Annotated in this window: 16 protein-coding genes; 14 read left to right on the top strand and 2 right to left on the bottom strand. The window is 35.7% G+C overall.

From position 1 onward, the window contains the following. Positions 1 to 70: 70 nt before the first annotated feature. Positions 71 to 268 (bottom strand): hypothetical protein, encoded by a 198-nt coding sequence (locus ACQVV1_RS15280; RefSeq protein WP_242256332.1) that lies wholly within the window; start codon positions 266 to 268, stop codon positions 71 to 73. 230 nt (positions 269 to 498) lie between these two features. Between ACQVV1_RS15280 and ACQVV1_RS15275 the strand changes: the two genes are divergently transcribed. The 6 genes from ACQVV1_RS15275 to ACQVV1_RS15250 all read left to right on the top strand — a co-directional run bounded on the left by ACQVV1_RS15275 (position 499) and on the right by ACQVV1_RS15250 (position 8122). Beyond that, positions 499 to 2199 carry an ABC transporter substrate-binding protein gene (locus ACQVV1_RS15275; protein ID WP_431169053.1) on the top strand — a complete coding sequence of 567 codons (1701 nt, stop codon included), beginning with the start codon at positions 499 to 501 and terminating at the stop codon, positions 2197 to 2199. A 241-nt stretch (positions 2200 to 2440) separates the two neighbouring features. Beyond that, positions 2441 to 4168 carry an ABC transporter substrate-binding protein gene (locus ACQVV1_RS15270; RefSeq protein WP_242256328.1) on the top strand — a complete coding sequence of 576 codons (1728 nt, stop codon included), beginning with the start codon at positions 2441 to 2443 and terminating at the stop codon, positions 4166 to 4168. Between the two features lie 108 nt (positions 4169 to 4276). Then, positions 4277 to 5233: an ABC transporter permease gene (locus tag ACQVV1_RS15265; RefSeq protein ID WP_000860691.1), complete on the top strand. Its 957-nt coding sequence runs from the start codon at positions 4277 to 4279 to the stop codon at positions 5231 to 5233. Positions 5234 to 5245: 12 nt separating this feature from the next. Beyond that, positions 5246 to 6169 (top strand): oligopeptide ABC transporter permease, encoded by a 924-nt coding sequence (opp4C, locus tag ACQVV1_RS15260; protein ID WP_098555344.1) that lies wholly within the window; start codon positions 5246 to 5248, stop codon positions 6167 to 6169. A gap of 10 nt (positions 6170 to 6179) precedes the next feature. Next, entirely contained in the window at positions 6180 to 7160 is a 981-nt protein-coding gene (locus ACQVV1_RS15255; protein WP_431169052.1) for an ABC transporter ATP-binding protein, read from the top strand. Beyond that, positions 7157 to 8122 carry an ABC transporter ATP-binding protein gene (locus ACQVV1_RS15250; protein WP_431169051.1) on the top strand — a complete coding sequence of 322 codons (966 nt, stop codon included), beginning with the start codon at positions 7157 to 7159 and terminating at the stop codon, positions 8120 to 8122. The genes ACQVV1_RS15255 and ACQVV1_RS15250 overlap by 4 nt, the downstream gene beginning before the upstream one ends. Before the next feature lie 39 nt (positions 8123 to 8161). On the opposite strand, the gene ACQVV1_RS15245 is transcribed toward ACQVV1_RS15250, so the two are convergent. After that, the gene (locus ACQVV1_RS15245; RefSeq protein ID WP_431169050.1) at positions 8162 to 9034 is read right to left on the bottom strand and encodes a Cof-type HAD-IIB family hydrolase; all 873 of its coding nucleotides are present in this window, start codon (positions 9032 to 9034) and stop codon (positions 8162 to 8164) included. A gap of 449 nt (positions 9035 to 9483) precedes the next feature. Between ACQVV1_RS15245 and ACQVV1_RS15240 the strand changes: the two genes are divergently transcribed. The 8 genes from ACQVV1_RS15240 to ACQVV1_RS15205 all read left to right on the top strand — a co-directional run bounded on the left by ACQVV1_RS15240 (position 9484) and on the right by ACQVV1_RS15205 (position 13851). Further along, complete coding sequence (locus ACQVV1_RS15240; protein ID WP_000664237.1) at positions 9484 to 9591, top strand: DUF3948 family protein; 108 nt, start codon at positions 9484 to 9486, stop codon at positions 9589 to 9591. A 43-nt stretch (positions 9592 to 9634) separates the two neighbouring features. Next, positions 9635 to 9742, top strand: coding sequence for a DUF3948 family protein (locus tag ACQVV1_RS15235; protein ID WP_000664237.1), 108 nt, complete (start codon positions 9635 to 9637; stop codon positions 9740 to 9742). Between the two features lie 43 nt (positions 9743 to 9785). Beyond that, a complete protein-coding gene (locus ACQVV1_RS15230; RefSeq protein WP_000664237.1) occupies positions 9786 to 9893 on the top strand; it encodes a DUF3948 family protein in 108 nt (35 codons plus the stop codon). A 43-nt stretch (positions 9894 to 9936) separates the two neighbouring features. Beyond that, positions 9937 to 10044 (top strand): DUF3948 family protein, encoded by a 108-nt coding sequence (locus tag ACQVV1_RS15225; RefSeq protein WP_000664237.1) that lies wholly within the window; start codon positions 9937 to 9939, stop codon positions 10042 to 10044. Positions 10045 to 10086: 42 nt separating this feature from the next. Next, positions 10087 to 10197 carry a DUF3948 family protein gene (locus ACQVV1_RS15220; RefSeq protein WP_001083700.1) on the top strand — a complete coding sequence of 37 codons (111 nt, stop codon included), beginning with the start codon at positions 10087 to 10089 and terminating at the stop codon, positions 10195 to 10197. 374 nt (positions 10198 to 10571) lie between these two features. Then, entirely contained in the window at positions 10572 to 11690 is a 1119-nt protein-coding gene (gene hppD / locus ACQVV1_RS15215) for a 4-hydroxyphenylpyruvate dioxygenase (RefSeq protein ID WP_242256778.1), read from the top strand. A 66-nt stretch (positions 11691 to 11756) separates the two neighbouring features. Further along, on the top strand, positions 11757 to 12713 hold the full coding sequence (locus ACQVV1_RS15210) for a fumarylacetoacetate hydrolase family protein (protein WP_242256777.1): 957 nt from the start codon (positions 11757 to 11759) through the stop codon (positions 12711 to 12713). Beyond that, positions 12679 to 13851, top strand: coding sequence for a homogentisate 1,2-dioxygenase (locus ACQVV1_RS15205; protein WP_242256775.1), 1173 nt, complete (start codon positions 12679 to 12681; stop codon positions 13849 to 13851). The genes ACQVV1_RS15210 and ACQVV1_RS15205 overlap by 35 nt, the downstream gene beginning before the upstream one ends. Positions 13852 to 13985 lie beyond the last annotated feature (134 nt).

Below are 13985 nucleotides of genomic sequence, written 5' to 3'. Positions count from 1 at the left end.
CGGTTAATTATTTCCCGAGACATAAGTATATGTAACAGCAATTCATGATTGAGAACAAAAAAAAGCAGAGTTACAGCTTTACACGCTGAACTCTGCTTTCTTTTTGTGAGGCATCTTCCTTTGTTGAAATGATTATAGCGATCCCGAGCATAATAAAAAAAGCTAAAAAGAGGACGAACTTTGGGAAGAATGGGAATAGTAATAGCGCCCCGACTATCATAATTGTTAATAATACGTAGTGCAGGACGTATTGGAATAGGTTGTCCATGTTTTCGCCCCCTTTTTGGTAATTGGTTATTAGTATTCTATGTTTCATACTGAATGAATAGAAGTGAATTTTTAATTTTTTTATACGAAATAAAAGAGAACGATTGACATGTTTAAGGGAAAGGAATAATCTTGAAATTAATTCATACTATTTTTGTAGGAAAAATAAAGATAGTTACAGTAAGGGGTTTATGTTGTTACATACTTAGAAAGGAAGTAAGGGTGAAAATGATGCGAAAAACTTTTAAAGGAGTACTGTCTACATGTCTTAGTGTGTCAGTATTGCTAGCCGGATGTGGTCAAGAGGAAGCAAGTATAAATGAAGTTGGGAACGTACCGAAAGTAAAAGATGAATTTATTAAGGCAAGCGACAAAGCAAAAAGTCCTATAAAAGAAAAAGAAAGAAAAGATACTTTTGTAGTTGGCATGCCAAGTCCTGGGGGAATATTTCTTCCGCATTTTATGGAGAATGGATGGGATGGTAATATAACGCAAGCTATCTTTGCTCCACTTGTTGGGCTGGATAAGGAAGGAAAGCCAATTCCGATATTAGCGAAGAAGTGGGATATTTCGGAGGATCAGCTTACATATACATTTCATTTGAAAGATGATTTAAAGTTTAGTGATGGTTCGCCGTTAACTGCAGATGATGTAGCATTTACATTAACGTTATTACATGATCCAACTTATAGTGGTGCGACTGATATAAGCCAAACAGCAATAAAAGGTGGGCAAGCTTATAGAGAAGGAAAGGCAACCTCTATTGAGGGAATTCAAGTCATTGATTCGAAAACAATTACGATTACGACTGAAAAGGTAAATGCTCAAACACTATCATTAATCGGCGGAGAAGTTATATCTAAAGCTTATTACGGGAAAGAGTATAAACAAGGACACTTGGAGTATTTAAAAGAGCTGTATGGAAATCCGGTAGGGGCAGGAGCTTATAAATTGGATAAATATATTCCGGGTCAAGAGGTTCGATTTGTAGCAAATGAAAATTATTTTGAAGGAAAACCAAAGATTGAGCACTTTATTTATAAAATTACAAAAGGTGATACGAAGCTACAACAATTTCAAGCAGGAGAAGTAGATTATGATGGTTTTACAACAAACGTGGAGACGGTTGAACAATTAAAAGATTTAGGTTTTGCTAATATTAATGTGTATACAGGAAGTTCTTATGGATACATTAAAATGAACTATAAGAAACCATACTTTAAAGATAAACGTGTCCGCCAAGCATTTATTTACGGATTAGAGCGTCAAAAGGTTATTGATACGTATTTCCAAGGGTATGCTTCACTCGTTAATATACCGATTACGCCAGTTTCGTGGGCATATACAGAAGAAGGTATTAATAAATATGAGTATAACTTGGAGAAAGCAAAGAAATTATTGGATGAGGCTGGATGGAAAGCAGGCCCGGATGGGATCCGTGAAAAAGATGGCCAAAAATTGAGGGTAAGTTATTTTGCTTCTTCTGCAAGTAAAATAAATGATGTGATGATTCCTGTGATGAAAGAGGATTATAAAAAGCTTGGTGTAGAGTTTAACCCAGAATATATGGACTTTAATACGATGATTTCAAAAGTGATAAAAGGTGATTATGATTTAGCGATGGTATCTACGCCAATGATTGATGATCCAAGTGGAACAATTGAGGAGTTTGTTTCAACAAGTAAACGAAACTATGATGGATACCATAATCCGAAAGTAGATGAATTGGCTAAGCAAGCATTAGAAACGTTGGATATTGAAAAGAGAAAAGAAATCTATAAAAAGTTATATCAAGAGTTAAGCGAAGATCCGCCTGTTATTTTCCTAAATAATAGTAAAGTTGTGTCTGCACATAATGCACGCATTCAAGGATTGCAAGAAGATAACTATAACGGTATTTTGTTAAGTTTACCTAAATTAAAGATAGAATAGTAATTTTGTAAAAATTCTAAAAATATTTATTTAGAAAGAATTGACAAAATATAACGGAAGATATAAGCTAATAACCATAAAGTCTACCGGAAAGGTCGGAATAGGATTGTTATCCCTCAAAAACATCTATTTTTTTACGATTAAAACCGACTTTTCCGATTGGCTATAAATGTGCTGTGGGAGGCATACATAAGCTTATAAGTTCAAAGGGTATAACTATTAAACAGTTAGGGTGGGGACAATGAAGAAAAAGACAAAAAAATGGGCTGGTGTATTTTCGGTATTACTGAGTAGTTCGCTTGTGTTATCTGCTTGTGGGGGACAGGAGGATACGGCTTCTACAGAACCAGTAAAAAAACAGGATTTAAAAGACGCTAAGATTGAATCAATTCCAGCTACAGATAAAAAGAAAAGTCCAGAGAAAGCAAATCAGCGAAAAGATACTTTTATTACAGCCATTTCTAAGCCAGGGGGAGTTTTCCTTCCGTATTTCCAAGATAATGGTTGGGATGGGAATGTAACGTCTGTTATCTTTGCATCACTAGTAACAACAGACAAACAAAGTAAACCTGTTCCGGACCTTGCAGAAAAATGGGATATTTCTGCTGACCAGTTAACATATACATTCCACTTACGTAAAAATTTAAAGTTTAGTGATGGGTCGCCTTTAACCGCGGATGACGTAGCATTTACACTAACACTACTTCATGATAAAGCGTATGAAGGTGGATTGGATATTGCTCAGTATGCTGTTAAAGGCGGGAAAGAATATAAAGAAGGAAAAGCAACTTCTATTGAAGGAATCCAAGTTGTTGATCCACAGACAATTAAAATTACAACTGAAAAGGTTAATTCACAGGCGCTAACTAATTTAGGTGGCCCAGTACTATCAAAAGCTTATTATGGAAAAGATTATAAACAAAATACAAGTTTAGACTATTTAAAAGCATTATATGGGCAACCAATTGCAGCGGGTCCATATAAATTTGAAAAATATGTTCCAGGTCAAGAAGTACGCTTTGTTGCTAACGAAAATTATTATGCAGGTAAACCAAAAATCAAAAACTTTATTTACAAAATCACATCAGGTGATACTGGATTCCAATTATTCCAAACAGGTGAACTGGACTATAGTGGATTTAGAGCGAATCCTGAGAATATAGACCAATTAAAAGGATTAGAGTTTGCAAATATTAATCTTGAATCATCAAGTGATATTGCTTATATCTATGTAAATAATAAGAAGTCGTATTTGAAAGATAAAAAGGTACGCCAAGCACTTACTTATGGATTAGACCGTAAGAAGTATGTGGATACAGCTTTACAAGGATATGGCTCTGTTGCTAACGTACCAATTGCTCCAGTTTCATGGGCATATACAGAAGAAGGTATTAATAAATATCCACACGACGTAGAAAAGGCTAAAAAATTATTGGATGAGGCTGGTTGGAAAGTAGGTTCTGACGGGGTTCGTGAAAAAGATGGTCAAAAGTTAAAATTAACATACTACGCATCAAATACAGGTAAAACAAATGATATCTTTATTCCAATCGCAAAAGAAAGTTACAAAGAAATCGGTGTTGAATTAAATCCAGAGTTGATGGATTTTAATACGATGCTTTCAAAAGTAGGAAAAGGCGACTACGATTTAGCGGCAGTTTCAACACCAGGAATTAGTGATCCAAGTGAAGTTGTAAGTGAGTACTTATCAACTAATCCAAAAAGTGATACGGGTTATAATAATCCGAAAGTAGATGATTTGATTGTAAAAGGTATAGGGACGACAGATATTGAAAAACGTAAAGCAATTTATAAAGAACTGTATAAAGAGTTAAGTGATGATCCACCAGTTATTTTATTAAACTATCGTAAACTACTTTATGCTCATAATGCACGTATAAAAGGAATTGATCCAGAAAAGTACGATAGCATCAGTTCCAACTTACCAGTGTTATCTATTGAACAATAAGGGTTGACCTAAATAATAGAAGACGTTTTTTCACACAGCAAGGGAATAGTAGCTGTTTTGAAAAAATGTTCTTCTATTTTTAAGTAAATAGGATTGGGGAGACAAAAGGTGAAAACATATATCATTCGTAGGTTCCTTCAAATGATCCCTACATTGTTTGGTACATCTATTATTATTTTTTTCTTATTTGCACTTTTGCCGGGGGATTACATTGATTCAAATCCAAAGTTAACACCAGAGAGAGCTCAAGAGTTAAGGGAATTATATGGCTTAAACAAACCAATTATTGAAAGGTATTTTCACTGGTTAGTGAATGCTTTGCATGGTGATTTTGGATTTTCTTTACAGTATCAAGAACCGGTAACTTCATTACTTAATAAATTTATTTGGAATACATTTATCGTTGCTGTTGCAGCTTTATTTTTCACTTGGATTATTGCTCTTATTATTGGGGTTATTTCTGCAACAAAGCAGCATTCTTGGTTTGATAGATTGGTAACGATCGGTGTCTTTGCAGCAATGTCATTTCCATCATTCTTTATCGGGTTATTTTTAATTAAATTATTAGCAGTTGATTTAAAGTTATTACCTATTGGTGGCATGATTGATATTGGGAGTAACTCAACAGGGATAGCATACATATTAGAAGTATTACGTCATATGATTCTACCGGTGTTTATTTTAACGCTTCTTGGTGTAGGATCGTTAACACGATATTTTAGAACTGGCATGTTGGATGTTATTAGGCAAGATTATATTCGTACTGCTCGTGCAAAAGGCTTAAAAGAAAGAACTGTTATTTATAAACATGCATTGAAAAATGCAATTTTGCCAGCAATTACATTACTCGCTTTTGAATTACCAGGTTTATTTTCAGGAGCTATTATTATTGAACAGATTTTTAACTGGCCAGGAATCGGTAGCATTCAATTAGAAGCATTAAACTTCCGTGATTATACGGTATTAATGGCCTTTACGATGTTTCTTTCATGTTTAACAATTATGGCAAATTTTTTAGCGGATATTGTATATGCGTTTGTTGATCCAAGAATTCGCTTGAAGTAAGGGGGGAAAGATATGGAGACTATTACACCAATAATAGAGAAAAAGAAAGAACGGAAAAAGGGAAACGAATCATCACCATGGCGCCAAGCGTATAAAAAAATTAAGAAAAATAAGATGGCATTGTATGGATTATACATTTTAATATTTATGTTTTTATTTAGTTTTATCGGTCCAATCTTTTCACCATATGCTGATGGAAAAGTACAAGTAACACAAATTAATAAACCACCCAACCTATCACATTGGCTTGGAACAGATCAGTTGGGACGGGATATTTTAACTAGACTTATGCAAGCAGGACGTATTTCATTAACAATTGGTTTAGCGTCGATGCTACTATCTGTTATACTAGGTGCTCTATTAGGAGCAATTGCTGGTTTTTATCGAGGTATTGTAGACCATTTAATTATGCGTGTTGCAGATGTCTTAATGTCCATTCCGGGATTACCGTTACTTATTATAATGGGAGCAATCTTATCAGAATGGAAATTACCATCGGAATACCGTTTATATGTTGTAATGATTATTTTAAGTTTAGTAGGATGGCCAGGACTTGCCCGTCTTGTGAGAGGACAAATTTTAACGTTGCGGGAGCAATCCTTTATGCAAGCAGCAGATGTATTAGGATTAAAGGATTCTCGGAAAATCATTCATCATTTAGTTCCTAACGTCTTACCGTTGCTTATTGTTGTAGCAACTTTGGGTGTGGCTGGATCTATTTTAAGTGAATCCGCACTAAGCTACTTAGGTCTCGGCGTCGTCCCACCTACACCATCATGGGGAAACATGATTAGTGCAGCGAACTCATTGCTTGATTTCCAAAAGCGTCCGTGGTTATGGATTCCGCCTGGTTTTGCAATCTTTATAACAGTTGTATCAATTAACTTACTTGGTGATGCACTTCGTGATGCGTTAGATCCAAAGATGAGACGGTAGGTGAGAGAATATGAGTAAAGCGGTAGTAGAGCTGAAAGACTTGCAAACACACTTTCAGACAGAAGAAGGGACAGTAAAGGCTGTGAATCACGTTAGCTTTGCAGTTCGAGAAGGTGAAACTGTTTGTGTTGTAGGTGAATCGGGTTGCGGGAAAAGTGTAACAGCCTTATCTATTATGGGACTTATTGCTGAATCAGGCAGTGTAGTAGGCGGAGACATTTTATATGAAGGAAAAAGTCTTTTAGGAATGAAAGAGAAAGAGCTTCGTAGTTTACGAGGAAATGATATTGCGATGATTTTCCAAGAACCGATGACATCGCTAAATCCGGTCTTTACTGTAGGTGAACAAATTGTAGAAACGTTAAGAGAGCATGAATTACTTAGTAAAAATGAAGCGTATAAGAAAGCAATTGAGTTAATTCGTAAAGTCGGCATAGCCCGTGCGGATGAAATCGTCCATTCTTATCCGCACGAACTAAGCGGCGGCATGTTACAGCGTATTATGATTGCTGTTGCACTTAGTTGTAATCCTAAGTTATTAATTGCTGATGAGCCGACAACGGCTCTTGATGTTACGATTCAAGCCCAAATATTAGACTTATTAAGGCAAATAAAAGAGGAATTTAAAACATCCATTTTATTAATTACACATGATTTAGGCGTTGTAGCAGAAATGGCTGATTACGTTGTCGTTATGTATGGCGGGAAAGTTATTGAAGAAGCACCGGTACTAGAGATATTCCAAAATCCGAAACATCCATATACGAAAGGATTGTTGAAATCAAAACCAGTGATGGGAAAACGAATAGATAAACTATATTCTATTCCAGGGCAAGTTCCTAATTTAGTTGGTTTGGATGAGTTTTGCTACTTTAGCGGTCGTTGTGAGCATTGTATGGAAATATGTAAAGAAGAAGCGCCAAATCTGAATGTACATGATGAGAATCATAAAGTAGCTTGCTGGTTATATGAGGAGTGTGCGGAACAATGAGTGAACCATTATTAGAAGTAAAAAACTTAAAAACATATTTTCCAATTAAAGGCGGCATATTTAGTAGAACGGTTGGACATGTAAAAGCAGTTGATGGAGTAAGTTTTACTATTAATAAAGGCGAAGTATTCGGCCTCGTTGGTGAATCAGGAAGCGGAAAAACGACGATAGGAAAAACAATTTTACGTCTCGTCCAAAAAACGGAAGGGGAAGTGAAGTTTAAAGGGCAAGATGTTCACTCTTTATCGAAAGAAGAATTGAGAAAACATCGTCCTAATATGCAACTTGTGTTTCAAGATCCATTTAGCTCATTAAATCCGAGAATGAGAATTGGAGAAGCACTTGGTGAGCCGATGTTGGCTCACAGACTAGCGACGAAAGAAAATGTTCGTGAAAAGGTGACAGAAGTATTAGAGTTATGTGGCTTAGCCCCATATCATATTGACCGGTACCCTCATGAATTTTCTGGTGGACAACGTCAGCGTATCGTTATTGCAAGAGCTATGGTATTAAACCCAGAATTTATTGTAGCTGATGAACCTGTGGCAGCACTAGATGTATCTATTCAAGCACAGATCATTAATTTATTTAGTGAGCTACAGGAGAAAAAGGGACTATCTTATTTGTTCATTTCACATGATTTAAGCGTAGTAGAGCATTTATGTACGAAAATTGGAATTATGTATTTAGGAACGATTGTGGAAACAGCGCCACGTGATGAGTTATTTACAAACCCGCTTCATCCGTATACAAAAGCATTGTTATCCGCTGTGCCAATACCAGATCCAACAGTGAAGCGAGAGCGAATTATACTAGAGGGGGATATTCCAAGCCCAGCGAATCCACCTTCAGGTTGTCGCTTTCATACGCGATGCCCGTTTGCAACAGATGTTTGTAAACAAACAGTACCGGAATTCCGTAATGTTGGTGAAGAGCACTTTGTTGCTTGTCACCATGTATAAAAGAAAAGGACTCTTTCAGAGGTTGAAAGAGTCCTTTTTTCATTTACTAGATGAAGTTTGTTTCAATACAAATTGCTCGATTGCATGAGCAACACCATGTTCATTGTTTGTTAATGTTACAACATCACATAGTTTTTTTACATCTTCTTCAGCATTTCCCATTGCAACTGATAAACCAGCTACTTCTAACATGGGTACATCGTTAAAATTGTCACCAATAGCAACTGTATCTTCAATTGGTATATTAAAGTGGGCTGCCATTTGTTTCAGTCCATTCCCTTTATGCCCGTTCTTATCCATAATTTCTAAATTAGTAGGGGCAGATGCTGTAACCATAATATCAGTGTCTTCTTGTAACATACTTAATAGCTGTGCGCGATGCTCTGCATTAAATGTTAAAATGAAGAATTTAGATATTTCTAACTCTGGATTATTTACAACATCTTCGATTCTTTGGAAATCAGTAATTAAGTTTGATTTCTTTTGTTTTTCTGTAATTCTTTCAAGTTCCTCAAGTGTAACATCTAGTGCATGCTTGTTTTCTTCGAATGCTTGCATGACTTGATCTTGCCATGTATATGGAGAATAAACTCCTTTATTCGTATATAGCTTATACGGAACATCTTCAGATTCTAGTAACTTTGCAAGTTTGTACACTTTGTCGTTTTGTATACAACGCGAGTTAATTACTTTTCCATCCACATAAACAATTGCCCCATTGCTCGCTCCAACTGGAAGAGATAGTTTATATTCTTCCAACAGTTTTAAAGCATCCTCTTTCGCACGGCCAGAACAAATCATTACAATATGACCAGCCTCTTTTGCAGTTTGGATAGCTTGTAAGTTCTCTTTGGAGATTTCAAGATTAGATGATAGTAGCGTACCATCCATATCTAATGCGATTAATTTCAAAATGACCACCTCTTTGTTTTTATTATACATAGTTATATAGAGGAAACATATAAACTTATCTTGGAAAGATTGTATTTTATCTCGTATGAACTATTAGTAAGAATTTAATAGATTCCACCTTCTTAATGAAAGATTTATCTTGATTTGTAACAAAAGTAGAGGTAGGTATGGGTATGTTTCGTTATATGACTGTAATATTACATGAATGTTACAAACGTAAACTTAGTAGAAAGTGCATTAAAACAAGGTTTATGAGGATGTTTATAAAAAAACGTAAAAAAGTGTAATAAAATTTACGTAATTATATTGCAACGTAATAATAGTTATGTTACATTAATGTTACAAACGTTACGTTATTAAATTTAATGTAACGCTAACATAAAAACTATGAAATAAACATTTCTTAGAAATTACATATAGATAACTTATTAAAAAGGAGGACGAAAGATATGAAAGAGCAAGTATTACAAGTAACTAAAGGCGACTTCGTAGGATCAGCGAGTGGAGCAGTAGTATTAACAGCATTAATCGTATTTCTATCAAGCGTATTAGTATAATAGAAGTTTTGTAACAAAAAACAAATGAAGGGAGAATAAAAAAATGAAAGAGCAAGTATTACAAGTAACAAAAGGTGACTTCGTAGGATCAGCAAGTGGAGCAGTAGTATTAACAGCGTTAATCGTATTTCTATCAAGCGTATTAGTATAATAGAAGTTTTGTAACAAAAAACAAATGAAGGGAGAATAAAAAAATGAAAGAGCAAGTATTACAAGTAACAAAAGGTGACTTCGTAGGATCAGCAAGTGGAGCAGTAGTATTAACAGCGTTAATCGTATTTCTATCAAGCGTATTAGTATAATAGAAGTTTTGTAACAAAAAACAAATGAAGGGAGAATGAAAAAATGAAAGAGCAAGTATTACAAGTAACAAAAGGTGACTTCGTAGGATCAGCAAGTGGAGCAGTAGTATTAACAGCGTTAATCGTATTTCTATCAAGTGTATTAGTGTAATAGAAGTTTTAAACCCTACAAAATGAAAGGAGAATGAGGAATATGAACAGTGAACAAGTGTTACAAGTAACAAAAACAGATTTATTAGGATCGTTAGGTGGAGCGGTAGTATTAACATCATTTATTCTATTCCTTGCAAATGTATTAGTATGAGACATATAAATACAATCATTCAAAAAAAATAAAGACTCTAGCATATTAGTAAGTAGTTAATATGTTGGGGTCTTTTTTATTTTCTCCTATATATCTCTCCAAAACATTAATAGTCTTCCTTTATCGCGTAAACGCTCAATTGGTGAAGTTTAATAATTAACCCTTCGTTGATTAAAGTCTCCCTTTATTTCAAAGAGAAAAAAGTCGAATTTTATATGTAAGAAAAAAAGAGGAATTTGACAGAAAAGATAGAAAATTTTAAAGGTCAGAATTTGTTAGCTTGCTAACTAATTTTTATTAATCGATGTTGGAAGCGTTTTCGGTTGGTTTTAAGTATGGACCATTTAATCTATTTACAGGGGGATGAGGATTTTATGAAACAAAAATCTATGGATACGCTAGCTGCACAAATGGAGGACTTTTTTCCAGTACGTGATGTAGACCATTTGGAATTTTACGTAGGAAATGCAAAGCAATCAAGTTATTACCTTGCGAGAGCATTCGGATTCAAAATTGTGGCCTACTCTGGATTAGAAACTGGTAACCGTGAGAAGGTATCTTATGTTCTTGTGCAAAAAAATATGCGTTTTGTTGTGTCTGGAGCTTTAAGTAGTGACAATCGTATTGCAGAGTTTGTAAAGACTCATGGTGATGGCGTGAAAGATGTGGCATTACTTGTTGACGATGTTGATAAAGCATACTCGGAAGCGGTGAAACGTGGTGCCGTCGCAATTGCTCCGCCTGTAGAGTTAACAGACGAGAACGGTACATTGAAAAAAGCAGTTATTGGTACGTATGGTGATACAATTCATACGCTTGTAGAGCGTAAAAATTATAAAGGAACATTTATGCCAGGATTCCAAAAGGCAGAGTTTGATATTCCATTTGAAGAATCAGGTTTAATTGCTGTAGACCATGTAGTTGGTAATGTTGAAAAGATGGAAGAGTGGGTTAGTTATTACGAGAACGTTATGGGCTTTAAACAAATGATCCATTTTGATGATGATGATATCAGTACAGAGTATTCAGCATTAATGTCGAAGGTTATGACAAACGGAAGTCGTATTAAGTTCCCTATTAACGAACCAGCTGATGGAAAGCGAAAATCACAAATTCAAGAATATCTAGAATTCTATAATGGAGCAGGTGTACAGCATCTTGCTTTACTAACAAATGACATTGTTAAAACAGTAGAATCGCTTCGTTCAAATGGTGTGGAGTTTTTAGATACACCAGATACTTATTATGATGAGTTAACTGCACGAGTTGGAAAAATTGATGAAGAAATTGATAAGTTAAAAGAATTAAAGATCTTAGTAGATCGCGATGATGAAGGCTACTTACTACAAATCTTTACGAAACCAATTGTAGATCGCCCGACTCTATTTATTGAAATCATTCAACGTAAAGGTTCTCGTGGATTTGGTGAAGGAAACTTTAAAGCGTTATTTGAATCAATTGAAAGAGAACAAGAGCGTCGCGGAAATTTATAAAATTTATATCCACCAGCAGGAATTCTTTTGCTGGTGGAAATTTCATTTTCATAGGGAGGAATTATGATGAAATTTGTTACATTTCGTCTTCCTTCAAAAGAAATGCGAGCTGGATGGCTTGAAGGCGACAAAGTAATCGATATGAATCTTGCTAGTGGTGGAAAATTACCTTCTTCTATGTTCGCCTTTTTAGAGAAAGCGGATGAGTATGTAGAAGTATTGCGTAATATTAAGAATCCGGAAAAGGGTATATATTCCTTAGAGGAAGTACAATTAGTGGCGGCAATTCCTAATCCGAGTAGTATTCGGGATTTTTACGCGTTTGAACAGCATGTAAAAACGGCACGCGGCCGAAGAGGGCTAGATGTTGTACCTGAATGGTATGATATTCCGGTTTTTTATTTTACGAACCACCGTGCTGTAATTGGTCCAGATGCTTTTGTAATTGGCCCGAAGAAATCTAAAAAACTGGATTATGAGTTAGAGATTGCTTGCGTAATTGGGAAAGAAGGAAGAAATATTTCTCGTGAGCAAGCAGAGGAATATATTTTTGGTTATTGTATTATGAACGACTGGAGTGCAAGGGACTTACAAGCAACAGAAATGAAGGTAGGACTTGGTCCAGCAAAAGGAAAGGATTTTGCAACTTCATTAGGAGCGCACCTTGTTACGAAAGAGGAATTAGATGTTTATCGTAACGGTGATCGTTATGAGTTAGAGATGACTGCTCATGTAAATGGAAAGTTATTATCGAAGGGGAACTTCCAAGATATTTACTATACATTTGCTGAAATGATTGAACGTGCTTCAGAAGACGTTACGTTATATCCAGGTGATGTGATTGGTTCTGGGACAGTAGGAACAGGTTGTATTTTAGAACTAGGTACGGAAGAGTGGCTGCAAGATGGAGATGTTGTAGAACTTACGATTACTGGTTTAGGTACATTACGTAATACGGTCAAAAAAGAAATGGAAGCAGGTGATGGGCATGTTTTATCGTCACATGGGGGAGCTACCTCATAAACGACATGTACAATTCCGTAAAAAAGATGGATCACTTTATCGTGAACAGGTAATGGGAACAAAAGGTTTTTCTGGTACGCAGTCTATTTTGTATCATCATTATATGCCAACGGAAGTAGGGCATACAGCATTATCTCATTCTTGTCAGTTGCAGTATGAAGAGGATGTTGCTCTTTCACATCGCCACTTCCGCACGAAAGAAAATAAAAAAACTGGCGATGCAGTAAGCGGAAGAAACTTTATGCTTGGGAATGAGGATTTATTAATTGGAGTAGTGACTCCAACAGAAAAAATGGACTATTTCTACCGTAATGGTGATGGCGATGAAATGTTATTTGTTCATTACGGAACAGGGAAAATTGAAACAATGTTCGGAACGATTCACTATCGAAAAGGTGATTATGTAACGATTCCAATTGGAACGATTTATCGTGTTATTCCAGATGAAGGAGAGACTAAGTTTCTTGTTGTAGAAGCAAATAGTCAAATTACAACACCGCGTCGCTATCGTAATGAATATGGACAATTGTTAGAGCATAGCCCGTTTTGTGAGAGAGATATTCGTGGCCCTGAAAAATTAGAGACGTATGATGAAAAAGGTGAGTTTGTCGTAATGACAAAGTCGCGAGGGTATATGCATAAACATGTCTTAGGACACCATCCGTTAGATGTTGTTGGTTGGGATGGCTATTTATATCCGTGGGTCTTTAATGTGGAGGACTTCGAACCAATCACAGGTCGTATTCATCAGCCACCTCCAGTACATCAAACGTTCGAGGGTCACAATTTCGTTATTTGCTCTTTCGTACCACGTTTATACGACTATCATCCAGCATCTATTCCGGCACCATATTATCATAGTAACGTGAATAGTGATGAAGTACTGTACTACGTAGAAGGAAACTTTATGAGCCGGAAAGGTGTGGAAGAAGGTTCTATTACACTTCATCCGAGCGGCATTCCTCATGGGCCACACCCTGGGAAAACAGAGGCGAGCATAGGGAAAAAAGAAACGCTTGAATTAGCTGTTATGATAGATACATTCCGTCCACTTCGTATTGTAAAACAAGCACATGAAACAGAAGATGAAAAATATATGTATAGCTGGATTGAAGAGGGTTCATTTACTGTGAAATAGGAAAAAGAGGCATGCTCAATAACGGAGCATGCCTCTTTTATGGAATCGACATGTATAATAATACCAAAAAAAACCATAGAAAGATATATAGAAAGAATGATAAAGATAGCGCGTATTCATAAGAATTTCTACTT

The organism is Bacillus basilensis (assembly GCF_050630465.1).
GTDB classification, from domain to species: domain Bacteria; phylum Bacillota; class Bacilli; order Bacillales; family Bacillaceae_G; genus Bacillus_A; species Bacillus_A basilensis.
This window is presented reverse-complemented; position numbering and strand designations above follow the sequence as displayed.